This window comes from Paracoccus pacificus, assembly GCF_042680785.1.
Taxonomy (GTDB): Bacteria; Pseudomonadota; Alphaproteobacteria; order Rhodobacterales; family Rhodobacteraceae; genus Paracoccus; species Paracoccus pacificus.
Genome location: NZ_JBHUEN010000003.1, coordinates 67,175 through 90,568 on the forward strand (window position 1 = coordinate 67,175; position 23,394 = coordinate 90,568).

Consider the following 23,394-nt stretch of genomic DNA (forward strand, 5'->3'; position numbering starts at 1 on the left):
TGATCCGCCAGTTGCCGCGCGGCCGTCTTTCCGCCATAGATAGCGCAAACATATCGGAGATGACGGCATGAGACGCCACCGCAATGTCAAGATCGTTGCAACGCTTGGCCCCGCCTCGAGCGATTACGACATCATCAGGAAATTGTTCGAGGCCGGTGCGGATGTGTTCCGGCTGAACATGTCTCATGGCACCCATGACGAACAGCGCGCGCGTCACCGCCTGATCCGCCAGATCGAGGCCGATACCGGCCGACCCATCGCCATCCTCGCCGATCTTCAGGGGCCGAAGCTGCGGGTCGGCGCCTTTGGCGACGGGCCCCATGATCTGGTCGACGGGGCCAAGTTCCGCTTTGATCTGGACGCCGCGCCGGGCAGTTCCGACCGCGTGCAACTGCCGCATCCCGAGATTTTCGCCGCGCTTGAACCGGGGGCGGAGCTGCTGGTCAACGACGGCAAGGTGCGGCTGCGGGTCGACAATTACGGGCCCGATTTCGCCGATTGCACGGTGACCGCCGGCGGGATGATTTCGGACCGCAAGGGCGTCAACGTGCCGGATGTCGTGCTGCCGCTTGCGGCGCTGTCGGCCAAGGACCGCGCCGATCTGGAGTTCGCCTGCGAACTCGGCGTTGACTGGCTGGCGCTGTCCTTCGTCCAGCGTCCCGAGGATGTGATCGAGGCGCGCGAACTGGCCCGGGGGCGCGCGGCCATCCTGTCCAAGATCGAAAAACCCGCCGCGGTCCGCGCGTTCGCCGAAATCCTCGCCGTGTCCGACGGGATCATGGTCGCGCGCGGAGATCTGGGCGTCGAGCTGCCGGTTCACTCGGTCCCGCCGATCCAGAAACGTCTGGTCCGCGCCTGCCGCGCGGCGGCCAAGCCGGTGATCGTCGCCACCCAGATGCTGGAATCGATGATCGAAAGCCCGATGCCCACCCGCGCCGAGGTCAGCGACGTGGCGACGGCCATCTACGAGGGCGCGGATGCGGTCATGCTGTCGGCCGAATCGGCCGCCGGGAATTATCCGGTCGAGGCGGTGATGACGATGGACAGCGTCGCGCAGTCGGTGGAAAGCGATCCGACCTATCGCGAGGTCATCGAAAGCTCGCGCGTGGCCAAGCGGCAGACCGTCGCCGATGCGGTCGTCGCCGCCGCCCGCGAGATCGCCGAGACAACCGACATCAACGCGATCTGCGCCTTCACCCAATCCGGGACCACAGTCAGCCTGATCGCCCGGGAACGCCCGCGCGTGCCGATCCTTGCGATGACCTCGGTCGAAAAGGTCCTGCGCCGCATGTGCCTGACCTGGGGCGCGCATTGCGTTCTGGTGCCCGAGCTTCACCGCTTCAAGGAAGCCGTGGTCAGTGCCGCCCGCGCCGCCCGTGTCTTCGGCTTTGCCGACGAGACGCAGCTTATCGCGGTGATGGCGGGGGTCCCGTTCAACGTGTCGGGCTCGACCAACATTCTGCGTGTCGCGCCCTGTGACGAGCGCTTGATTTTCCGCACCGACCCGGAATAAGTCGGAACCGAAAACATCAGGTCGAACAAGGGGACCGTCGTGACCGATATTCTGCTGCTGCTGGGCGTCGCGCTTTGCGCCATTTCGCTGCCACTGGCGGTCATCGCGCTTGTGCAGACACAGCCGCCGCGCGGTGCGGCGATCGTTTTCGTGCTGGGCATCATCGTGATGTTCGCCGGTGCGTGGATGGATCAGCGGCCCTTTGGTCTGGAATCGTTCAAGCAATCGTGGGAACGGGTCGTCGGCGGCGGCGATGCTGCGGATTCCCCGATATCGACCCCGGCGCCGGCGGCCGATCCGGCTGTGACCGCACCCGCGACGGGAACCACGACGGGGACCACCACGGGAACCAGCACGGGCACGCCGTCCGGCCAGTAACCCTTGCCAACACGCCCGCGCGCCTGTATAGGGCGCGCTTCCACCCGTGCGGCCGGCCGAAATGGCATTGCCGAGTCGCACGTTCACTCTGACCTCAAGGAGATGAAAATGCCGAAGATGAAGACCAAATCGGCCGCGAAAAAGCGGTTCTCGGTGACGGCTTCGGGCAAGATCAAGGCCGGCCCGGCGGGTAAGCGCCACGGTATGATCAAACGCTCGACGAAGTTCATCCGCGAAGTGACGGGGACCATGATCCTGTCCGACTCGGATGCCAAAATCGTCAAGAAATACATGCCCTATAACCGCTGATCGAGGAACCGAGACATGTCACGTGTAAAATCCGGCAAGGTCACCCACGCCCGCCACAAGAAGGTTCTTGACGCGGCGAAAGGCTATTACGGCAACCGTTCGCGCAACTTCCGCACCGCCACCCAGGCCGTCGACAAGGCGAACCAGTATGCCACCCGCGACCGCAAGGCCCGCAAGCGCAACTTCCGCGCCCTGTGGATTCAGCGGATCAACGCCGCCGTCCGCGCGGTTGATGCGGAAATGACCTATTCGCGCTTCATCGCCGCGCTGTCGAAAGCCGGGATCGAAGTCGATCGCAAGGTTCTGGCCGATCTGGCCGTGCACGAGCCCGACGCCTTCGGCGCGATCGTGGCGCAGGCCAAAGCCGCCGCCTGATTTCGGGCCCCGCAGCTCGACTTGGAAAAGCCCGCGCGAAAGCGCGGGTTTTTTTGTGTGAACCTGCGGGGAAGCCGGTGGTGACCGGCACGCATTGACCTTGGCCGCGGGGTCGGTACTGATCGAATCGGGCAGCCGCAGAAGCAGGAGTTTCGCCATCCGCAAGCCGATGTTTTCGTTCGAGGATATGGAGAAATTCGCGCTGGTCGCCCGGCTCGGCTCGATGCGGCGGGCGGCGGACAGCACTGGCGAGGCCGTCTCGGCCATCAGCCGGCACATCGCGCGGCTGGAGCAGGCCTTTGGCGCAACCCTGTTCGAGCGCCGCGCGAATGGCGTGGTGCTGACCCCGGCGGGCGACATGTTCCTCGACATGGCCCGCGGCGTGATGCAGCAGATGGCCGATCTGGAACTTCGGCTGGCGCAGAACGATCCGGGTGGGGCGGGGATCATCAACATCCACAGCGTCGAGGGGGTCACCAAAGAGTTTCTGATCCCGCTGATCGCCGCGTTCCGGACCGAATTCCCCGAAACCTCCGTTCATCTGGTCGCTGCCGGCCGCAACGTGGTGCTGACCGCGATCGAGGATTACGCGGCCGATATCGGCTTTGTTTATGATCATTTCTCGAACCCCGGCGTCGAAACCGTCGCCCGCTGGCAGCAGCCTTTGCTGGCCTTTGCGCGGCCGGGTCATCCGCTGCTGTCCGGGCCGATCTCGCTTGCAGAGCTGATGGCCACCGATTGCGCGCTGCCCGACAAGACGTTCGGCATCCGGCGGCTGGTCGATGCCGCTTATGAAAACCGTGGCCGGCGCGTCGCCCCGGCGCTTTTCGCCAACCAGCTTCAGGCGCTGATCCACGCGGCGATCGAAAGCGACCTGATCACCTTCATGCCGCTTCAGGCCGCCCGGTTCGAGGTTGAACACGGGCTGTTGGTGCCCATCGACACCGGCTTGCGGGAATTCGATTACCGGTTCGTGTCGGTGGTGGTCCACAAGGGCCGGCCGCGCAGCCGGCAGGTCGAGGCGCTTCTGGCCAAAATTCTGGCCGGTATCGCCCCGGCGATCGAGGCCGACCGGAAACTGCTGCAATCGGTGCCGTCATACCGCTGTAGCTAGCGGTGACTTTCAGCCTAGCGATGAAGCTCGACGGTCAGTTCGGCCTCGACCGGCGCGTCCAGCCCCAGCACATGCTGGGTCAAGGCCGCGCGGGCGTGTTTCCCGTGTTCGGGGCCCAGCAGTTCGACGTAAAGATCAGAGGCGCCGTTCAGCACCCGGTGCGGTTCCAGGAAATCCGCGGCGCAACTGACATAGCCGACCATCTTCACGATCCGCTTCACCCGGTCCAGATCACCGCCAAGCGCCGCCTTCATCAACGCGAGATGGTTGATCGCCATCAGTCGGGCGGATTGATACCCCTGTTCAATGGTCAACTCGGCGCCAACCTTGCCCTTGTAGGGCAGGATATCGTCGTCGTTGGCATCGGGCACCGTGCCCAAAGTGCCCGAGAGATAGAGGATATTCCCGACAACCACACCGGGCAGATAATTCCCGATCGCTTTCGGTGGCCGGGGTAGGGTGATGCCCATCCGGGCAAGGCGGGTTTCCAGTTTCCCGGTCATATGAATCTTCTCTTCTGGGGTGCCCGAATCCGGGGCATTTACCCTGCAATCCCTATCAGACGGCCAGCCGGCAAGGTGTTCCGCTTTCTGCAACGATGCTTTGCCATTTTTGCGACATAACTCATAATCATGCATTAGAGATACATGATGAGAAATAAAATAACGTGAAATCATCATGTTGAGACCTTTCATGCCGTGTCCGACCGGGTCCGGGGGTCGCGGCGCACAGGCGGACCGCCCAGATCGCCGCGCTTGATCGGTCAGGCCGAGGCCGTAAGCTGAGACAAAATCAGGATGCTGCCATAATGAATGATCTGCCCTCGCTTCAGGATCTCGCCACCCGGTTCCGGGACGGGCAGACGACCGTCCGTGCGGTCGTCGAATTGGCGATCGCCAACCATCAGGCGGGGGGTCTTGGCGCCTACAAGACCTGGAATGGCGCGGATGCCGCCAAGACGGCGGCGCATGTCGACGGTCTGATTGCCGCCGGTTACGATGCCGGCCCGCTGATGGGTATGCCCTGCTCGGTCAAGGATCTTTACGGGGTCCCGGGGCTTCCGGTCTTTGCCGGAACCGATGCGGCGTTTGACCCGGATTGGCAGCGCGCCGGTCCGGTCATGGCGGGCCTTCTGGATCAGTTGGGCGTGGTCATGGGCAAGACGCACACCGTCGAGATGGCTTTCGGCGGTCTGGGCACCAACCCGCATTGGGGACCGCCGCGCAACCCTTGGGGCGATGGCGGCCGCGTGCCCGGCGGCTCCAGCTCGGGCGCCGGGGTGTCGCTGCTGGAGGGGTCAGCGGTTCTGGCGTTCGGCACGGACACGGCCGGTTCGGTCAGGATACCGGCATCGGTCACCGGCAATGTCGGCCTGAAGATCACCCATGGCCGCTGGTCGCTGGACGGGATTGTGCCCCTGTCGCCCTCATTCGATACGCCGGGCATCCTGTGCCGCACGGTCGAGGATATCCGCTACGCATTCAACGCGCTTGATCCGCTGCGGCCGGCGATCGCCGGTGTCGCTGAACTTTCCGGGCTGGGGATCGGCGTGTTGGAGGGGATTGCCGCCGAAGGCGTCGATGACGATATTGCCGCCGCCATCACCGGCACGCTTGGCACCTTGGAAACGCGGGGGGCGCGGCTTCGGCCCGCGACGCTGTCCCGGTCGGATGCGGCGATCGCATTGCTGCGCAAGGGCGGGCTTGCGGCACCCGAGCTTGCGGGCTTCATGCAGGAATTCCTGCCCGAGCGGATCGCCCGGCTGGACCCCACCGTGCGCGCGAGGATCGACGGGGCAAAGGATCTGTCGGCGGCGGATTATATCCGCCGTAAATTCACCTTTGCCGACATGGCGGCCCGGACGGCGGCCAGTGACTTCGCGGGTCATGACATACTGGCCTGCGCAACCGTCGCGATCAGCCCGCCCGAACTGTCGGCGCTGACCACGCCCGACGGCTATGCCGCCGCCAATCTGGCGGTTCTGCGCAACCCTGCGATCGTCAACCTGCTGGGTCTTTGCGCCATCACCCTGCCGGTCGGTCTGGACCGGAACGGCATGCCCATCGGCATGATGCTGATCGCACCGCCGATGCAGGAAGAACGTCTGATCACCGCAGCACTTGCCATCGAACGCGCCATCGGCACCGGGGCCGCGCTGCTCGGGCGGCCACCCCTTACCGCATAATCAACAGTGGAGAAGCAAGAATGAAGATTTCCCGCCGAACCCTTATGGTTGCCACCGCCTCTGCCGCTGCGGTGGCGGCGCTGCCCGCCGCAGCCGCCGAGTTCACCTTTACCTTCGCCCATGTGCTGACCGAGGACACGCCGAACGCCCGCGCGGCGGTGAAGTTCAAGGAAGAGGTCGAGAAGAACTCGAATGGCCGTATCGAGATTCAGATCCGGCCCGCCGCCCAGCTTGGCGGCGATGTGGAAATCATCGAGCAGACCCAGATGGGTCTGGTGCATTTCGCCATTCCGCCGACCGGCAACCTGGCGAATTTCAATGAAAAAATGTATCTTTACGACCTGCCGTTCCTGATGCCCGACAACGAGGCGATGATGCGGGTTCTGGACGGTGAGGTCGGGGCCGAGCTTTTGACCACGCTCGAGGCGAACAACCTGCATGGCATCAATATGTGGGGCGCCGGTTTCCGCCACATGACCAACAACATCCGCCCCATCAACGGGCCGGACGATCTGAAGGGCATCAAGATGCGCACGCTTCAGGCGCCGACGATTCTGGCCACCTATCGCGCTTATGGCGCGAACCCGACCGCCATGGCCTATACCGAGGTTTACAACGGGCTTCAGCAAGGTGTCGTCGAAGGGCAGGAGAACCCGCTGGCCAACATCTATTCGATGAAGTTCTACGAGGTGCAGAAATTCATGACCCTGACCGGCCATGCCTATCACACCTATGCGGCGGTGATGAACAAGGCCGCATGGGACAGCCTGCCCGACGATCTGAAAAAGGTGGTCGCGGACGCCATGGTGGTCGGCCGCGACGCGGCGCGGCAGTACACCGCCGAGGACGAGGCCAAGATCCTTGAGGAGATCAAGGACCAGATCGAGATTCAGGAACTCACGCCCGAAGGCCGCGCGGCCTTCATCAAGGCGTCCGAACCGATCTATGAAGAGTTCCGGGCCAAGGTCACCCCCGAAATCCTCGACAAGGCCATCGCCGCGGCCAAAGGCTGACAGAAGGGAGAGACGAGCATGATCCTGTGGCTGAATCGCGTTGTCGATCGGATCGAAGGCTTTCTGGTTACCATCCTCATGCTCGTCGCCACGCTTGTGGCCGTCATTCAGGTGGCGGCCCGCTATGTCTTCAACAACTCGCTTTACTGGTCGGAAGAGCTGATCCTGTATTCGCTGATCGCGATGAGCTTTCTGACCGCCAGCATGGGGGTGCGCTATGCCGCCCATATCAGTGTCGAGGCGGCCTATGCCTTCGTCTCGCCGCGGATGGAGCGGGTCCTGCACTATGTCGCGGTGTTTCTGGGCCTGTTGTTCGCGGCGGCGATGATCTGGTACGGCGGCAGGCTGGCCTATAACACCGTTCAGATGAACCAGCTTTCATCGGCGATGCGTATCCCGGTCGGGCTGGTCTATGCCATCATCCCGGTCAGCGGTGTGTTCATGGCGCTGCGCTATCTTCTTATCCTGCGCGAGCTTCTGGCTGGTCGCGATTATGTCGCGCCCGATGTCGGCATCAAGAACGCCTGAGGGAATCCCGATATGATCACCGCTTTGCTTCCGGTCTTTTTCGGCCTGCTGATCTTTGGTTTGCCGATCTTCGCGTCGCTGGCGCTGGCGGTGACGCTGGCGCTCGGCATCTGGGGCAATATCGACCCGATGATCGTGCCGATGCGCATGTTCTCGGGGATGAACAACTTCTCGCTGATGTCGATCCCCTATTTCATTCTGGCGGCCGAGTTGATGCGAATCGGCGGCCTGTCCGAACGGCTGATCGGTCTGGCGCGGGTCCTGATCGGCTGGCTGCCGGGGGGCTTGGCGGCGGCGACCGTGCTGGCCTGTCTGTTGTTCGGGTCGATCTCGGGGTCAAGCCCGGCCACGGTGATCGCCATCGGTTCGATCATGTATCCGGCCATGGTGGCGGCGGGCTATGACAGATTCTTCTCGATCGGGCTGATCACCACGGCGGGCACGCTTGGCCCGATCGTGCCGCCGTCGATCGCGCTGATCATTTATGGTTCGGTCACCTCGACCTCGGTCGGGATGCTGTTTGCTGCCGGGCTTATCCCCGCCATTCTGATCGGCAGCATGCTGATTGCCTATTCGACCTGGTATTCGATCCGCAAAGGCTATGCCCGCGATCCGTTTCCGACCCTGGGCGGCATTCTGACCGCGTTCAAACGGGCGGCATGGGGGCTTGGCCTGCCGGTCATTCTGCTGGGCGGGATCTATTCGGGGGTGTTCACGCCCACGGAATCCGCCGCCACCGCCTGTCTTTACGGCTGGATCGTCGGGGCGCTGATCTATCGCACGATCGGGATGAAGGACACGCTGACGATCCTGAAGGGAACGGCGCTGCTGTCCGGGCCGCTTCTGCTGATCACCGCCGGGGCATCGGCGTTTTCGTGGCTTCTGGCCTCGACCGGGACGCCGTCGCAGATCGCCTCGCAGGTCCTGTCCTCGACCGATTCGCCCTTCCTGATCATGCTCTTGTTCAACATTCTGCTGCTGGTCGCGGGCTGTTTTCTGGACAGCGCCTCGGCGATCATCATCCTTGCCCCGCTGATGCAGCCCATCGCGGCCCAGGTCGGCGTCGACCCGGTGCATTTCGGGATCATCATGCTGGTCAACCTGTCGGTCGGCATGCTGACCCCGCCGGTCGGCCTGAACCTGTTCGTGGCGATGGGGGTGGCCAAGATGACCCTGTTCGAGGTGTTCCGCGCCGCACTTCCGACCATTCTGCTGATGATCGTGGCGCTGTTGATCCTGACCTATGTGCCGCAGCTCAGCCTGCTGTTGCCGCGGATGCTGTACTAGGCGGCGGCGCTGGAAAGGAATGGGCGGCCAGTCGGGGCCGCCCGGCCGTGTCGTCGGTATTACCGGACGAAGGTCTTGCCCAGCCCCATGGTGCGTTCGACGATCATCACGATGGCCAGCGTCAGCAGGATCAGCAGGACCGAGGCCGCCGCGACCAGCGGATCGGCCCGGACTGCGACATAGTTGTAAAGCTCGACCGGAAGCGTGGTCAGGCGCGGGCCGGTCAGGAACAGGGTGATCACCACCTCGTCAAAGGACACCAGAAAGGCCAGCGCGGTCGCCGCGACGATGCCCGGCATCATCATCGGCAGCGTGACCCGGCGGAACACGGTCAGCGGTCTGGCGCCCAGTGTGCGCGCCACTTCCTCGACCGAGCGATCGGTGCCTTGCAGCGATACCGCCAGCACCCGCAGCGCATAGGGCAGGGTGACGACCAGATGGGCGATGATAAGCCCCGGTATCGTCGCCAGCAGCCCGTAACCGGCAAAGACGATCAGGATCGCCAGCCCCAACACGATGGTCGGCAGCAAAAGCGGCGCGGTGAACAGGCTGAACAGCGCCTCGCGCCCGGCGAAGCGCAGCCGCGTCATCGCCCATGCCGCCGGTATGCCGATCACCAGCGACAGGACGGTGACGATGGTGGCCAGCCACAGGCTGGTCCAGAAGGCCGACATGATGCCCTTGTTCTGCAACAAGGCCGCGTACCAGCGGGTCGACCAGCTTGTCGGGGGAAAGCGCAGCACGGAATCGCCCGAAAACGAGATCGGGAACACCAGAATCACCGGCGCCAGCAGATACAGAAACAGCACGAATACCAACAGTTTCATGCCGGGTGAGGTCTTGTGAATCTCCATCATCCGCCCCTTTAGTCCAGCCGCCGCAGAACGATCGAATAGGCCCAGAGCGCGGCCCCGAATATGACCAGGATCAGCATCGACAAGGTGGCCGCCAACGGCCAGTTCAGCGTGACGATGGCCTGATCGTAGATCTCGGTCGCCAGCAGAAACACCCGGCCCCCGCCCATCAGCTTGGGCGTGATGAAGGACGACACCGCCAGCACGAAGCACAACAGACATCCAAGTGCGATCCCCGGCAGGGTCAACGGCAGGATGACCCGCCGAAAGGTTTGCCAAGGGCTGGCGCCAAGCGTGCGGGCGGCTTCCTCGACCCGGGGATCGAGCCGCCCGAAACCGGCCAGCAGCGCAAGGATCATGTAGGGCATCAGGATCTCGGTCAGGCCGATGAAGACGCCGTTGATGTTGAACATCAGCCGGGGCGGGGTGATGCCCCACGCTTTCAGCACCGACACGACCGGACCGTTATCGGCAAGAATGGCGATCCAGCCATAGGTGCGCACCACGGCCGAAGTCAGCAGCGGTGAGATCACCAGCACGGTCAGAAAGGTGCGCCAGCGGCCGCTGGCCCGGTACAGGTAAAGCGCGATCGGATAGGACAGGATCAGCGTGGTCAGCGTGATGCCAAGACTGACAGCGACCGAATTGCCGATCAGCGACAGATAAAACCGGTCTCCGGCAAGCGCGGTCCAGTTTTCCCAGGTCAGCGCCGTTTCAACCCCGCCGCCGGGCAAAGCGCGGTTAAGCGACATGCGCGCGAGATTAAGAACCGGCAGGATGAATCCGACCGCATTGACCAGCGCGATGGGCAGCAAAAGGGCGACGGCAAGCTCGCCCCTGCGCAGGCTGCGGCCGGTCATGCCCGGTCCTCGCCGCGAAAACCGATCATGTCGCCGGCATTCCAGCCGATCCGCACAGAGGCGCCGGGGGGCGGGGTCGGGTGGTCCTTGCGGGTCGATTGTTCGATCACGACGTCCTGCCCGCCGACGTCGACGTGAATTTCGATCAGATCGCCGATGAAGCTGGTCCGTTTCAGGGTGCCGGTCAGGACAAAGTCGGTCGGGGTCGCGCCGTCCGGCAAAAGAAAGGTACGGTGCGGGCGGATGCGCAGATCGGACTGCCCGGGCGGCAGATCGGTCGGCCCCGCGTCCTGACCCGAGACGGTCAGCCGCCGCTTGTCCGTCACCTCGGCCCCAAGCCGGTTCGAGCGGCCGACGAAATCGGCCACGAAGGGCGTGGCGGGATGTTCATAGATCTCGCCCGGCGTTCCGACCTGTTCGATCCGGCCCTTGTTCAGCACCACGATGCGGTCGCACATGCTGAGCGCCTCGACCTGATCATGGGTCACGAACAGCGCGGTGATGCCGATCTGCTGTTGCAGGCTGCGGATCTGTTCGCGCATCTCGTCCCGCAACTTGGCGTCAAGATTGGAAAGCGGTTCGTCCAACAGCAGGATCGAGGGTTGTATGACCAGCGCCCGGGCCAGCGCCACGCGCTGTTGCTGGCCGCCCGACAGTTCCCGCGGCCGCCGTTCGGCCAGATGCCCCATCTGCACCATGTCAAGCGCGGCCGCCACCCGGGCGCGGATATCCTCGCGTCCCATGTGCCGCATCTCCAGCCCGAAGGCCACGTTCTCGGCCACGGTCATGTGCGGAAACAGCGCATAGCTTTGAAACACCATGCCCATGTCGCGATCATGGACCGGGCGCGTGGTGATGTCCTGCCCGTCGACCACGATCTGACCGCCCGAAGGGGCGATCAGGCCGGCGATCATGCGCAGCGTGGTGGTTTTCCCGCAGCCCGAGGGACCAAGCAGCGCGATCATCTCGCCCTGATCGACGTCAAGGTCGATGCCGGGGATGACTTCGGTCGCCCCGAAGCTCTTGTTCAGTCCGGCAAGACGCAGATGGGGCTGGCGGGCGGCGTGGTCCTGCATGTCGCCCCCCTTCATCAACGGCTAAGCGGGATGATGCGGCGGCGCCAGTTATCCAGAATCTGATCCCGGATGGTGGCGACCTGAAGCCAGTTGATGTCGATCATGTCGTCCATCCGTCCGGCGGCCGTCCGCTCCAGCGCGGCGGGGGCGATCATCGCGGCGGCTTTGCTGTTGGTCGGCGCATAGAACATGGTTTCGGTGAACCGCGCCTGCGTTTCGGGGCTCAGCGCATAGTCGAGGAACTTTTTGGCGCTGTCGCCGGCCGGTGCATTCTGGCTTAGCCCGATGACGTTGATCTGAAAGCCGCTGCCCTCTTGCGGCAGGACGACGCCCAGCTTGCCGTCCGACATGTCGGCATAGACCTGCGCGCGGGCGTTCCAGCCGATCCCGGCCTGCGAGGTGCCGCTGGAAATCGGCTGATAGACGTCGGGGCGGGGGTCCCAAGTCTGGACGTTGGGGGCCAGTTCCTCAAGCTTTTTATAGCCGGCCTCAAGGCTTGCCATGTAATCGGTTCCGCCCGCCATCCTGTCGGCCAGAATGGTCAGCACGATGCCCTGAATATCCGGCGGGGCCGCGATCGAGACCTGACCGGCAAGGGCGGGGTCCCACAGCGCGTTCCACGAATCGGGTTTGGTTTTGACCGCATCGGTGTTGTACAGAAGGACGAGGTTGTCGAAGGTGATGCCGACCGCGTTCACGCCCTCGGCCCGGGCCTGCGGATAGAGATCGTCGATATTGGACGAAACCGAGCCGTCCAGCGGCGCGAAAAGCCCCTCATCCGTCGCGGCCTTGGCAACCGAGATGTCCATGATCGACAGGTCGATCTGCGGGCTCGCTTTTTGCGCGCGCAGCGTGCCCAGCGTTTGGGCCGAGTTCGGCATGCCATAATATTCGATGGTCACATCGGGGTTCGCCTGCATGAAGGGCTCGATGACCGCCTTGGTGAAATTGTCCTGAAAAATGCCGGAATACGCCGCCAGCACCACGGTGTCGGCCTCTGCCGCGCCGGCAAGGGTCACCAATGCGGTGCCGATCGCAGCCAGTCTGAGTGTGCGTTTTTTCATTTCATCCTCCCTGTTGTCTGGCGGGCTTCTGCGCGCCTATTTGGTGTTTTCGACCAGTTTCGTCGCGCCCGAGATATCGGGCAGCCATTCCCCCTTGCGCAGCCGTTCCAGCAGCAGGATTTCGTTGTCCTGCATGCTCAGCGCCCGTTCGGTCGCGGCTTTCGCCTGATCGGGTGTCAGCACCAGAACACCACTTTCATCGGCGATGATCGCATCGCCGGGGCTGACCACCTGCCCGCCGACGCTGACCGGAACGTTGATCGCGCCTTCCAGGCCCAGGATCTTGGTGGTGATGGGCGAAGGACCCCGGCACCACATCGGAAGCTGCACCTTGCGAATTTCGGAAAAATCCGTTGCCGGTCCGTCGACGGCGGCGCCCTTGATGCCGGCGTTCTTCATGGCATGGGTGATGACCCCGCCCCAGCAGGCATGCTTGTCGTCGCCGCAGCGGTCGACGACAATGAAATCGCCGCGCCGCACCAGCTTGGTCAGGTAATGCAGGATGGTCGAATCGGCGTGCGGCAGGCGGACGGTCACAGCGGTGCCGGCGACCCGCGCGTCGGGCAGCACGGCGCGCAACTCGCGCGACATGAAGCCCGAATGCAGGAAATGGCCGACGGTCGCGGTTTCGACCTTTTCCATCTGCGCGATCAGCGCCGGGTCGATCTGTTCGGGCATCGGATTGACGATGAACATGGCGATCAGCCTTTCAATACGTGGTGACTGGCAACGGGCACGTCCCGGCGGACCCGCGCGATCATGGCCGGGTCAAGCCGCGCATGTGCGATGCCGACCCCGTCCGAGGCCTGCGCGACCAGATGTCCCCATGGGTCGATCACCATCGAATGACCCCAGCACCATTTCGTGCCATCGGCATGTGATCCGGTCTGGGCGCAGGCAAGGAAATAGGTCTGGGTCTCGATGGCGCGGGCGCGGGCCAGAACCTCCCAATGATCCTTGCCGGTCATAAGCGTGAAAGCGGCGGGCAGCACGATCACCTCGGCGCCCTTGTCGCGAAGCGCGCGGAACAGTTCCGGGAACCGGACGTCATAGCAGATCGCGCAGCCGACGTTGGTGTCGCCGACTTTGTAGGTCACCACCTCCTCACCGCGCGAAATCGTATCGGATTCGCGATATGAGGTGCCGCCCGGCGCGTCGATATCGAACAGGTGCATCTTGCGATAGCGGGCGATCTGCGCGCCGTCCGGGCCGAACACCACGGTGGTGTTGTAATGGGCATTGCCCGATTTCTCGACGATCGACCCGGCGTGGATCGTCACCCCAAGCTCTTTCGCCAGCGCCGCGAACCGGGTGACGATCGGGCCGTCCTCGACGCTTTCGCCGCTGCCGTGGATGTCGTCGCGCACCTCGCCCAGAAAGGCGAAATATTCGGGCAGGACGACCAGATCCGGTGATTCGTCGGTGACCGCCTGACGGATCAACCGCTCGGCCTCATCGACGTTACCGGCCTTGTCGGCTTGCGAGTTCATCTGAATAAGGCTGACTTTCATGGGCAACTCCGCATTTGACCAGACCAGAGTGCCGGCTGAAAAAGCCGCTGCCAAACGATAAAAAATTGTAGATGTTGATAGAAAAATCCTATCGGACGGCGGTCACAGCGCCGACACCTCCCGCGCGATCTGGGCCAGCGATTCCGAGATCAGATTGTCGGCGTGATCGGCAAAAACCGCATGCAGCTGCAGCGGGGGAAAGCCCGGATCAACGTTCAGCGCGAACAGCCGCCCCTCGGCCAGTCCGCGCTGAATCATCCGCGTCGGCAGCGCGCCCACGCCCATGCCGTCGCTGATCAGCCGCATGATCGTCGACAGCGAGTTCGAATGCGAGGTGGTCGGCACACGCAGCCCCCGGTCCTCAAACTGGCGGATCAGCCAGGAATGCGGGACGCTGCCCCGCGCGAAGGCAAAGATCGGAAACTGCGCCAGCGTTTCAAGGCCAAGCGTGCCTTCGGGCAGGGCTTTGCGTATCTCGGCGCCGGCAACCCATTGGCATTCCAGCGCCGTCAGCGGCAGGTTCCGCAACCCCGGCGCCGGAACCGGACCCATCAAAAGCGCCAGATCGACCTTTTGCGCGGTGATCGCCTGCGCGATGTTCATGCTGGTATCCACGTCGAAATCCAGCGCGATTGACGGATAGCGCGCCCGGATCCGTTCGACGAAAAGATGAAGCCAGGTATGGACGATGGAATCAATCGTCCCGATGGATACCAGCCCGGTCAGGTTGGCCGGCTCGCCAGCCGCCTCGCGGAACAGTTCGGCGGTGCGCAAAAGCTGTTCGGCATGCGGAATGGCGCGTTTGCCGGCAAGGGTCAGATGGACCGCGCCCGGCGTGCGTTCGAACAGGTTGTTGCCCAATTCCTGCTCAAGCGTGGCGATGCGGTTCGACACCGCCGCCTGAGTTGTGTTCAGCCGCGCGGCGGCAGCGCGGAAGCTGCCCAGACGACACACCCAAAGAAAGGTCTCGACAAAGCGAAGGTTCATATCGGACGGCCCCGGGGTTTCTGACGGCCCCGGGTTTCTCCAGCACCCTGATGCGACGCCGACCACCTAAAACCACGGGGGGTTATGCCGCAATGGGCCCGCGTCCGACGCCGAACGCCGGCGGGGCGATTATTCCTCGACCTGCGCTTTCAGTTCGCTCAGCAGATATTTCCAGGATCCGGTGATATCGTCGACGATCGTATCGCGCTCTTCGATCGGGGCATTCGCCAGCCCGGTCACGATGACCCGGACATAAGTATCCTTGCCCGAAGGTTCCAGCTGGGTGTCGGTGGTCAGCCAGCTGGTGTCGTCGGTTATCTCTTCCCCGATCCGTACCATCGGGGTCCGATAGACCAGTTGCCGGGGTGGCTCCATCACCTCGGTGAAGGACCGCCACGGCATCGGTTCGTCAATCGGATAGACCGTGCCGGTCGACATCTCGCCGACCTTGAAAGGCGCGTCCAGTTCAAGGGTCAGCCAGCCGTCAAGCTCGCGCGGGTCGGTCAGTGCCTGCCAGACCCGTTCGCGCGGTGCGGCGATCGTGGCCTCGATCATGACCAGGTCCTGTTCCATCCGGCACTCCTTCTTGGCAGGTAAATTCCTGCATATCTTCGCCGACTGTGCAACGCCGATGATTGAGCACCTCCGCGCCCCGGTCTATCGTGAAGCCATGCCAATTGCGCCCAGCGATACTGGATCCGAGGACCAAGACCTGCGCTATCCGGCGCGTGTTCCCCTGAACCGCAAGCCGATGGGCGTGATCGCAAGTGCCCTGACCGCGCGGCGCAACGTGCTGGAACTGATCCCGGAGCTGGCGGTGCGCCAGCCGATGGTCTCGGGGCGCACCGGCGCGCGCTGGCATATGGTGATGGACCCCGGCGCGCTGGCCCGGATTCTGAAGGACCGGGTCGACGATTATCCGAAGTCGCTGGTGACCCGGCTTATTCTGGAACCCGCGATCGGCGACAGTCTTTTCGTGGCCGAGGGCGCGCATTGGCGCTGGCAGCGCCGCGCCGCCGCCCCCGCCTTTGCCCAGCGGAACGTCGAGGCGCTGGCCCCGGTCATGACCGCCGCGGCCGAGGCATCCGCCGCGCGGCTATCCCGGCAGGCGGGCAAGGTCGCCGATGTCCACGCCGAGACGGTGACCGCGACTTTCGAGGTCATCTCGGACGTGACCTTTTCCGGCGACAGGGGCTTTGACCGGGACGAGGTGCACAAGGCCATCGACCGCTATATCTCGCAAACCGCGCGGGTTTCGGTGCTGGACGTGCTGGGGCTGCCGGCTTGGGTGCCGCGACCGGGGCGGCTGTTCGCGGCGGGGGGCGTGCGGGACATGAAGCGTATCGCCGACCAGGCCATCGCCGAGCGCGAGATCACCGGCCCCCGGCCGATCCCCGATCTGCTGGATCTGCTGCGCGCCGGGCATGATCCCGAAACCGGTCGCGCGATGAACGCGGCCGAGCTGCGCGACAATCTGCTGACCTTTATCGTGGCGGGGCATGAGACCACGGCCCTGACGCTGGCATGGGCGCTGTATCTGCTCGCCTTCGATCCGGCCGCGCAGGACCGCGCCGCCGCCGAGGCACGCGCGGCGCTTTCGGGCCGCGCCGCGACCGCCGCCGATCTGCCCCGGCTGGGCTATATCCGTCAGGTGATCGAGGAATCGCTGCGGCTTTATCCGCCTGCGGCGTTTCTCTCGCGCACGGCGAAGGCGCGTGATGAGCTTTGCGGGCGCGAGATCCGGCCCGGCGATACGGTGATGATGCCGATCTATGCGCTGCACCGCCATCAGATGCTGTGGGACGACCCGGACGCCTTCGACCCGGATCGCTTCGCCCCGGGGGTCGAGCGTGACCGCTTTGCCTTCCTGCCCTTCGGTGCCGGGCCGCGCATCTGCATCGGCGCAAGTTTCGCGCTGCAAGAGGCGGTGATCATCCTTGCCACGCTGCTGGACCGGCTGCGGTTCGATCTGGTGCCGGGTCTGCGACCCGTGCCGCGCATGATCCTGACGCTTCGGCCCCAGAACGGCATTTTCCTGCGGATTTCCGAACGATAGGGTGCGGTAGCGGATGCCGGCCCGGTCCGACCCCAAAGCAATTTCGCCCCAAAGACAAAGGCAAAGCGATGATCGTGATCTATCACAACCCGTCCTGCAGCACCTCTCGCAACGTTTTGGAGATGATCCGTGCCTCGGGCGCGAAGCCCTTTGTCATCGACTATAAGAAGGACGGCTGGACGCGCGGCCAGCTTCTGGGGCTGTTCGCCGCCGCCGGACTGACCGTGCGCGAAGGGCTGCGCACACGCGGGACCACGGCTGAGGAACTGGGGCTGACCAGCGCCGATGATGAAACCATACTGGCGGCCATGGTCGCCGATCCGATATTGGTCGAGCGGCCCTTTGTCTGCGCGCCCCGCGGCACCCGCCTGTGCCGCCCCGCCGACCGGGTGCAGGAATTGCTGGGCCCGGCGGACTGAGCCAACCGGCGGGCGACGCCGGGGCGATAAACGTTTCCGCTCAAAACCCGGCGCGGCAAGTCTTTTCCGCGCCGCCGCTGCGTGCTAAGCCGCGCGCGTCTTTCAGGAAAGCCGCCATGACCGAAGTTGATACCCTGCGCTCGACCTATCTGGACCGCATCGCCGCCGCCGGCGACGAAACCGCGCTGGAACAGGTGCGCTTGTCCGCCTTGGGCAAGAAGGGCGAGATCAGCGGATTGATGAAGGAACTGGGGCGCATGACCCCGGAGGAACGGCAGACTCGCGGCGCCGCGCTGAACCGCTTGCGCGATGAGGTCGACGCCGCCCTGCGCGCCCGCCGCGAAGGGTTGGAGAATGCGGCGCTGGATCAGCGGCTGAAATCGGAATGGCTGGATGTCACCCTGCCCGGCCGCCCACGTCCGCGCGGCACGATCCACCCGGTCAGTCAGGTGACCGAGGAAGTGACCGCGATTTTCGCCGATATGGGTTTCGCGGTGGCGGAAGGCCCGCAGATCGAAAGCGACTGGTACAATTTCGACGCGCTGAACATCCCGCCCGAGCATCCGGCGCGGCAGGAACACGACACGTTCTTCATGCATCGCGATCCGGGCGACGACCGTCCGCCGCATGTTCTGCGCACCCACACGAGCCCGGTTCAGATCCGCGCCATGCAGGCGACGGGCGCGCCGATCCGGGTGATCGCGCCCGGCCGGGTTTACCGGATGGATATGGACCAGACCCACACGCCGATGTTCCATCAGGTCGAGGGGCTGGCCATCGACCGCAACATTTCGATGGCGCAACTGAAATGGACGCTTGAGGAATTCTGCCGCGCGTTCTTCGAAGTGCCCTCGGTCGAGCTGCGTTTCCGCGCCAGTCATTTTCCCTTCACCGAGCCGTCTGCCGAAGTCGACATCCGTTGTTCGTGGGAGGGGGGAACCCTGAAGATCGGCGAGGGCAATTCGTGGCTGGAAATCCTCGGCTCCGGCATGGTCCACCCCAAGGTGCTGAAAGCGGGCGGCATCGACCCCGAGCAATGGCAGGGCTTCGCCTTCGGCATGGGAATCGACCGTATCGCGATGCTGAAATACGGCATCCCCGACCTGCGGGCGTTCTTTGAAAGCGACCTGCGCTGGCTGCGGCACTATGGTTTCGCGGCGGGCGATGTGCCGAGCGTAAGCGGTGGGCTGAGCCGTTAAACGGCTTGCCCGGCGCGCCACGGCATGGCGTGCGCTTTCACCACACGACCACGGGACCGCGATGCAGCCAACACCTTGACGCGAGCTGCTGTGCGCGCCAACCCACGGGGGTGGGCTTCATCAAAGCCGCTGATCACCAAGCCCAGGCGGGTTTCGGCGCCATAACGCGCGCATGCATTGCCGGAGTCGCAACGGCAGCAGGCTGCGCTTTGCCTGTAGGCGCATCCCCGGTATCCTCGCTCATCGTATCGCCGCAGGATTGGTTCTTTCGATGACCGGAGCGCTGCCCGAGGAATTGCGGAAACTGGCCGAGACGCGCGCCGCCCAGCTACTCCGCGCGGCGGAGGACCCGGATTTCCCCCAAAAGCGCGACCGCATCGTGCGGCTTATCGGCGACCGGATCGAGGCGATCCTCGCCCCCGCCGGATTCACCCGCAAGGGCAATCTGTGGAAGCGTCGCGGCTGGTGGTTCAATCTGTCGATCGAATTGCAACGCAGCCGGTTGGGGCATGATGCGTGGGTCAACCTTGCCGCGACACCGCGTCTTGCCATCGGTACCGGGCGGCGCCCGGTCGCGCAGCGGTTGGGCTGGTTCTACCCCTCGGGCTATCCGGCGACCGAACCGGGGCGGATGACCTATCAGGTGCTGATCGAAAACCCCGCGGAACTCGACGAGCCGATGCAGGTGCTGCGCGAAAAGGCGCTGCCGTGGTTGCTGGCGATGGGGCGTCCGTTTCCCGGGTCCGGTCCGAAATCGTAAACGGGGCGGCTTATTGTGCCCGGTCCGCTCGCTGTGCCACTGTGACCCGGCAGCCATCGGGAACCAGACAGACCCATGACCAAAAACCCCAAGATGAAAAGCGAAAGCGCGCCGAAACCCGCTGCCGCAAAGCCGGTGAAGGAAAAGCCCGTTAACGAAAAGCCCGTTAACGAAAAGCCGGGGAAGGGAAAGGCCGCATCGGTCGGCAAGACGGCCACCCCCAAGGCGCCGCGCGAAGCCCCCGTTCCGGTTCAGCCGCCGTCGAAACCCGAACCGGTGATGATCCCCCTGCCTGCCATCGCCGCCGATCTTTGGCCGACCGATGGCGCGGCGGATCAGGCCACGTTGCACGCCGCCGAGCAGGTCTTTAACCATCTTCTAGGGCGCGTGAAGGAGTTTCAGGAGAAGCTGCCGGAAAATTACGAGCTTGGCATCCAACTGGCGAATTTCGGCGGTGAAAAGGCGCTTCACGTCCGTGGCATGGGCTTTCGCAATCCCAATATCATCGAATTCTATGGCCTTCTCGACGGCGAAAAGCAGGTCGCGGTGGTGCAGCACGTCTCGCAGTTGAACTTTCTTCTGATCGCGGTGCCCCCGGCGACCGAAGATGCGCCGTACCGCATCGGATTTGGCGCCCGGCTGTCCGATCCGCCTGCGGAAAAGTGAACTTCCGTCAGCGGGCACTGGACGCGCCCGGCCACGCCCGGTAATCACGTGGCCGACCAAAAGGATGCCCGCAGATGAAATTTACCCTTTCATGGCTCAAGGATCATCTTGATACGACCGCCACGGTCGCCGAGATCGCCGAGACGCTGACCGACCTTGGCCTTGAGGTCGAGGAGGTGACCGACCCGGCGGAAAAGCTAAGGGGCTTTACGCTGGCCCGCGTCACCCATGCCGAGCAACACCCCGACGCGGATCGGCTGCGGGTGCTGCGGGTCGAAACCGATGAGGGTGAAAAGCAGATCGTTTGCGGCGCGCCGAATGCGCGCGCGGGCATCATCGGCGTTCTGGCCAAGCCCGGCGATTACGTGCCGGGCATCGACACCACGCTGGGCGTCGGCAAGATCCGCGGCATCGAAAGCCACGGCATGATGGCCTCCGAGCGCGAGCTGGAGCTTTCGGACGAGCATAACGGGATCATCGAGCTTCCCTCGGGCGAGGTCGGGCAGAAGTTCACCGACTGGCTGGCCGCCAACGCGCCCGACAGGATCGACCCGATGATCCATATCAAGGTGACCCCCAACCGTCCCGACGCGCTGGGGGTTCGGGGAATTGCGCGCGATCTGGCCGCGCGCGGGCTTGGCACCCTGCGGCCGCTGAAAGCGGCGGAAATAAAGGGCGGCTTTCCAAGCCCGATCAAGGTGATCATCGACCCCGCGCTTGCCGATCAGAACCCGGTCTTCGCCGGCCGGCTGATCCGCGGGGTCAGGAACGGTCCGTCGCCCGAATGGCTGCAAAAACGGCTGAAGGCGATCGGGCTGCGGCCGATCTCGGCGCTGGTCGATATCACCAACCTGTTCACCTATGACCTGAACCGGCCGCTGCATGTGTTCGACGCCGCGAAGGTGCATGGCGATCTGCATGTGCGCCCCGCGCAAGCCGGCGAAACCATCGAGGCGCTGGATGAGCGTGAATACCCGCTGCCCGAAGGCATGATGATCATCGCTGACGATCGGGGACCGGAGAGCATCGCCGGGATCATGGGCGGCGCCGCCTCGGGCGTCAGTGACGAGACCACGGACGTGTTTCTTGAAAGCGCCTATTGGGACCCGATCACGGTTGCCGCGAACGGCCGGCGGCTGCGCATCAACAGCGATGCGCGCTATCGCTTTGAACGCGGCATCGACCCGGCATTCACCATTCCCGGGCTGGATCTGGCCACGCAACTGATCCTTGATCTGTGCGGGGGCGAGCCGTCCGAAATGGTGGTGGCTGGTGCCGTGCCCGACACCCGTCGCGCCTATCGGCTGGATGCCGCGCGCACCGCCCGGCTGGTCGGCATGGACATATCCGAGGCCGATCAGCGCAAATCGTTGGAAAGCCTTGGCTTCGTGCTTGGTGGCGATATGGCGACCCCGCCGTCGTGGCGCCCCGATGTGCAGGGCGAGGTCGACCTGATCGAGGAAGTGGCCCGCATCGCCAGCCTGACGAAGCTGAACGGCAAACCTTTGCCCCGGCCCAAACCGGGCGTGCCGGCCCCGGTCGCCACGCCTGCGCAGATGCGCGAACGCGCGGCCCGGCGCATGGCGGCGGCGCTTGGGTACAACGAATGCGTGACCTACAGTTTCATCGACGGTCAGGCGGCGCGGCTTTTCGGCGGCGGGACCGATGCGGTGCTGGTCGACAACCCGATCAGCAGCGCGATGACCCATATGCGCCCCGATCTGCTGCCCGGGCTGCTGGCGGCGGCGGCGCGCAATCAGGCGCGCGGCTTTGCCGATCTGGCGTTGTTCGAGGTCGGCCCGGTCTTTTCGGGGGGCGAGCCCGACGATCAGGCCGTGCAACTGACCGGGCTTCTGGTGGGCGCGACCGCCCCCCGCGACACCTTCGGCTCACGCCGGCCGGTCGATCTTTATGATGCCAAGGCTGATGCCGAGGCGATTCTCGGCACCGTCGGCGCCCCGGCACGGGTGCAGGTCGACCGCAAGCTGGACCCATGGTGGCATCCCGGCCGATCTGGCAATATCGCGCTGGGGCCGAACCGGCTGGCCACTTTCGGCGAGGTGCATCCGCGGGTTCTGAAGGCGATGGATGTCAAGGGACCGGCGGTCGCCTTCACCATCCATCTGTCGCGGATCCCTCAGCCAAAGGTCAGGACGCCCACGCGCCCGGCGCTGAACCTGTCCGATCTGCAGGCGGTCGAGCGTGACTTTGCCTTCGTCGTCGGCCAGGGGGTCGAGGCGCTGACCATCGTCAATGCCGCGCAGGGCGCCGACAAGGCGCTGATTGAATCGGTGCGGGTGTTCGATCAGTTCACCGGCATGGCCGATAACCAGAAATCGGTGGCGATCACGGTCCGTCTGCAACCGCGCGACAAGACGTTGACCGATGCCGAAATCGACGCCGTGGCGGCGAAAATCGTCGACAAGGTCACCAAGGCCACCGGCGGCAAGCTGCGGGCCTGACGCCCTGCCCGCATAGCCCTGCCCGCACGGCTATGCGGGCAGGGTGTATCGCCCGGGCGCGGCCTAATCCTGCCGGGGTGGGATGTTCAGTCCGCGTTCGACCGCCGGGCGGGCGGTAAAGGCGTCAAGCCAGCGCGCGATATTGGCAAAATCATCCAGCCGCGTTTCCTTCGCCGCCTCATAACCGGTCCGCAGGTTGCGAACCCAGGGCGCGATGGCGATGTCAGCGATAGAATAGGTGCCGGTGATCCAGTCGCGCCCCTGAAGCTGGCGGTCGATCACCCCCAGAAGCCGGTTCGATTCGTTATAATAGCGGGTGCGGGGGCGCGGATCCTCGATCTCTTTGCCCTTGTATTTGTGGAAGAAGCCGACCTGACCGAACATCGGTCCGACGCCGCCCATCTGAAACATCAGCCATTGCAGCGTGTGATAGCGTTCGGCGCCAGACTTCGGCAACAATTTGCCGGTCTTGTCGGCCAGATAGATCAGGATCGCCCCCGATTCCCAAAGTCCGATCGGCTTGCCGTCCGGGCCATCGGGATCGATGATAGCGGGGATCTTGTTGTTGGGGTTCAGCGAAAGGAATTCGGGCGTCATCTGATCGGCGGCTTCGCCGATATCAATCCGGTGGACGTCGAAGTCCAGCCCCGTCTCTTCCAGCATGATCGACACCTTGACGCCGTTCGGCGTCGGCAGCGAATAAAGCTGGATCACGTCGTCGCGCTTTGGCGGCCAGCGGCGGGTGATCGGGAATGCGTCTAGTTTGCCCATTTACGGC

Annotated in this window: 25 protein-coding genes; 15 read left to right on the forward strand and 10 right to left on the reverse strand. The window is 64.3% G+C overall.

Going from position 1 to position 23,394, the window contains the following annotated elements; translation table 11 throughout:
* Positions 1 to 67 precede the first annotated feature (67 nt).
* The 5 genes from pyk to ACFSCT_RS00470 all read left to right on the forward strand — a co-directional run bounded on the left by pyk (position 68) and on the right by ACFSCT_RS00470 (position 3,689).
* Complete coding sequence (gene pyk, locus ACFSCT_RS00450) at positions 68 to 1,513, forward strand: pyruvate kinase (protein WP_379139322.1); 1,446 nt, start codon at positions 68 to 70, stop codon at positions 1,511 to 1,513.
* 39 nt (positions 1,514 to 1,552) lie between these two features.
* Positions 1,553 to 1,891, forward strand: a complete 339-nt coding sequence (locus ACFSCT_RS00455) for a hypothetical protein (RefSeq protein WP_379139323.1) — start codon at positions 1,553 to 1,555, stop codon at positions 1,889 to 1,891.
* A 108-nt stretch (positions 1,892 to 1,999) separates the two neighbouring features.
* Positions 2,000 to 2,200 (forward strand): 50S ribosomal protein L35, encoded by a 201-nt coding sequence (gene rpmI / locus ACFSCT_RS00460; protein WP_379139324.1) that lies wholly within the window; start codon positions 2,000 to 2,002, stop codon positions 2,198 to 2,200.
* A gap of 15 nt (positions 2,201 to 2,215) precedes the next feature.
* The gene (gene rplT / locus ACFSCT_RS00465; protein ID WP_379139325.1) at positions 2,216 to 2,575 is read left to right on the forward strand and encodes a 50S ribosomal protein L20; all 360 of its coding nucleotides are present in this window, start codon (positions 2,216 to 2,218) and stop codon (positions 2,573 to 2,575) included.
* Positions 2,576 to 2,744: 169 nt separating this feature from the next.
* Positions 2,745 to 3,689 carry a LysR family transcriptional regulator gene (locus tag ACFSCT_RS00470; protein ID WP_379139326.1) on the forward strand — a complete coding sequence of 315 codons (945 nt, stop codon included), beginning with the start codon at positions 2,745 to 2,747 and terminating at the stop codon, positions 3,687 to 3,689.
* A gap of 14 nt (positions 3,690 to 3,703) precedes the next feature.
* Here ACFSCT_RS00470 and ACFSCT_RS00475 read toward each other — a convergent pair whose 3' ends face one another.
* On the reverse strand, positions 3,704 to 4,192 hold the full coding sequence (locus tag ACFSCT_RS00475) for a RidA family protein (protein ID WP_379139327.1): 489 nt from the start codon (positions 4,190 to 4,192) through the stop codon (positions 3,704 to 3,706).
* A gap of 305 nt (positions 4,193 to 4,497) precedes the next feature.
* Between ACFSCT_RS00475 and ACFSCT_RS00480 the strand changes: the two genes are divergently transcribed.
* The 4 genes from ACFSCT_RS00480 to ACFSCT_RS00495 are packed head-to-tail and all read left to right on the forward strand — an operon-like array spanning position 4,498 to position 8,702.
* Positions 4,498 to 5,874 (forward strand): amidase, encoded by a 1,377-nt coding sequence (locus tag ACFSCT_RS00480; RefSeq protein ID WP_379139328.1) that lies wholly within the window; start codon positions 4,498 to 4,500, stop codon positions 5,872 to 5,874.
* 20 nt (positions 5,875 to 5,894) lie between these two features.
* Positions 5,895 to 6,887 (forward strand): TRAP transporter substrate-binding protein, encoded by a 993-nt coding sequence (locus ACFSCT_RS00485; protein ID WP_379139329.1) that lies wholly within the window; start codon positions 5,895 to 5,897, stop codon positions 6,885 to 6,887.
* Between the two features lie 18 nt (positions 6,888 to 6,905).
* On the forward strand, positions 6,906 to 7,415 hold the full coding sequence (locus ACFSCT_RS00490; RefSeq protein WP_379139330.1) for a TRAP transporter small permease: 510 nt from the start codon (positions 6,906 to 6,908) through the stop codon (positions 7,413 to 7,415).
* Positions 7,416 to 7,427: 12 nt separating this feature from the next.
* Positions 7,428 to 8,702, forward strand: coding sequence for a TRAP transporter large permease (locus ACFSCT_RS00495; protein WP_379139331.1), 1,275 nt, complete (start codon positions 7,428 to 7,430; stop codon positions 8,700 to 8,702).
* 59 nt (positions 8,703 to 8,761) lie between these two features.
* Here the strand turns inward: ACFSCT_RS00495 and ACFSCT_RS00500 are convergent, their stop codons facing one another.
* The 8 genes from ACFSCT_RS00500 to ACFSCT_RS00535 all read right to left on the reverse strand — a co-directional run bounded on the left by ACFSCT_RS00500 (position 8,762) and on the right by ACFSCT_RS00535 (position 15,627).
* On the reverse strand, positions 8,762 to 9,556 hold the full coding sequence (locus ACFSCT_RS00500) for an ABC transporter permease (RefSeq protein WP_379139332.1): 795 nt from the start codon (positions 9,554 to 9,556) through the stop codon (positions 8,762 to 8,764).
* A gap of 11 nt (positions 9,557 to 9,567) precedes the next feature.
* Positions 9,568 to 10,416, reverse strand: coding sequence for an ABC transporter permease (locus ACFSCT_RS00505; protein WP_379139333.1), 849 nt, complete (start codon positions 10,414 to 10,416; stop codon positions 9,568 to 9,570).
* Entirely contained in the window at positions 10,413 to 11,492 is a 1,080-nt protein-coding gene (locus ACFSCT_RS00510; RefSeq protein WP_379139334.1) for an ABC transporter ATP-binding protein, read from the reverse strand. The genes ACFSCT_RS00505 and ACFSCT_RS00510 overlap by 4 nt, the downstream gene beginning before the upstream one ends.
* A 14-nt stretch (positions 11,493 to 11,506) precedes the next feature.
* Entirely contained in the window at positions 11,507 to 12,556 is a 1,050-nt protein-coding gene (locus ACFSCT_RS00515; protein WP_379139335.1) for an ABC transporter substrate-binding protein, read from the reverse strand.
* 36 nt (positions 12,557 to 12,592) lie between these two features.
* Entirely contained in the window at positions 12,593 to 13,252 is a 660-nt protein-coding gene (locus ACFSCT_RS00520) for an RraA family protein (RefSeq protein WP_379139336.1), read from the reverse strand.
* 5 nt (positions 13,253 to 13,257) lie between these two features.
* On the reverse strand, positions 13,258 to 14,067 hold the full coding sequence (locus ACFSCT_RS00525; protein WP_379139337.1) for a carbon-nitrogen hydrolase family protein: 810 nt from the start codon (positions 14,065 to 14,067) through the stop codon (positions 13,258 to 13,260).
* A 102-nt stretch (positions 14,068 to 14,169) separates the two neighbouring features.
* The gene (locus ACFSCT_RS00530) at positions 14,170 to 15,054 is read right to left on the reverse strand and encodes a LysR family transcriptional regulator (RefSeq protein WP_379139338.1); all 885 of its coding nucleotides are present in this window, start codon (positions 15,052 to 15,054) and stop codon (positions 14,170 to 14,172) included.
* 129 nt (positions 15,055 to 15,183) lie between these two features.
* Entirely contained in the window at positions 15,184 to 15,627 is a 444-nt protein-coding gene (locus tag ACFSCT_RS00535) for an SRPBCC domain-containing protein (protein ID WP_379139339.1), read from the reverse strand.
* A 97-nt stretch (positions 15,628 to 15,724) separates the two neighbouring features.
* Here ACFSCT_RS00535 and ACFSCT_RS00540 point away from each other — a divergent pair, with 97 nt between their 5' ends.
* From ACFSCT_RS00540 to pheT, 6 genes are all read left to right on the forward strand, one after another.
* The gene (locus ACFSCT_RS00540) at positions 15,725 to 17,110 is read left to right on the forward strand and encodes a cytochrome P450 (protein WP_379139471.1); all 1,386 of its coding nucleotides are present in this window, start codon (positions 15,725 to 15,727) and stop codon (positions 17,108 to 17,110) included.
* Positions 17,111 to 17,178: 68 nt separating this feature from the next.
* A complete protein-coding gene (locus ACFSCT_RS00545) occupies positions 17,179 to 17,529 on the forward strand; it encodes an arsenate reductase family protein (RefSeq protein ID WP_379139340.1) in 351 nt (116 codons plus the stop codon).
* A gap of 116 nt (positions 17,530 to 17,645) precedes the next feature.
* On the forward strand, positions 17,646 to 18,728 hold the full coding sequence (gene pheS, locus ACFSCT_RS00550; RefSeq protein ID WP_379139341.1) for a phenylalanine--tRNA ligase subunit alpha: 1,083 nt from the start codon (positions 17,646 to 17,648) through the stop codon (positions 18,726 to 18,728).
* 271 nt (positions 18,729 to 18,999) lie between these two features.
* Positions 19,000 to 19,488, forward strand: coding sequence for a hypothetical protein (locus ACFSCT_RS00555; protein WP_379139342.1), 489 nt, complete (start codon positions 19,000 to 19,002; stop codon positions 19,486 to 19,488).
* A gap of 75 nt (positions 19,489 to 19,563) precedes the next feature.
* Positions 19,564 to 20,154, forward strand: a complete 591-nt coding sequence (locus ACFSCT_RS00560) for a DUF6173 family protein (protein WP_379139343.1) — start codon at positions 19,564 to 19,566, stop codon at positions 20,152 to 20,154.
* Positions 20,155 to 20,228: 74 nt separating this feature from the next.
* A complete protein-coding gene (gene pheT / locus ACFSCT_RS00565) occupies positions 20,229 to 22,616 on the forward strand; it encodes a phenylalanine--tRNA ligase subunit beta (RefSeq protein WP_379139344.1) in 2,388 nt (795 codons plus the stop codon).
* Between the two features lie 63 nt (positions 22,617 to 22,679).
* Here the strand turns inward: pheT and ACFSCT_RS00570 are convergent, their stop codons facing one another.
* Positions 22,680 to 23,387, reverse strand: a complete 708-nt coding sequence (locus ACFSCT_RS00570; protein ID WP_379139345.1) for a glutathione S-transferase N-terminal domain-containing protein — start codon at positions 23,385 to 23,387, stop codon at positions 22,680 to 22,682.
* Positions 23,388 to 23,394: the final 7 nt, after the last annotated feature.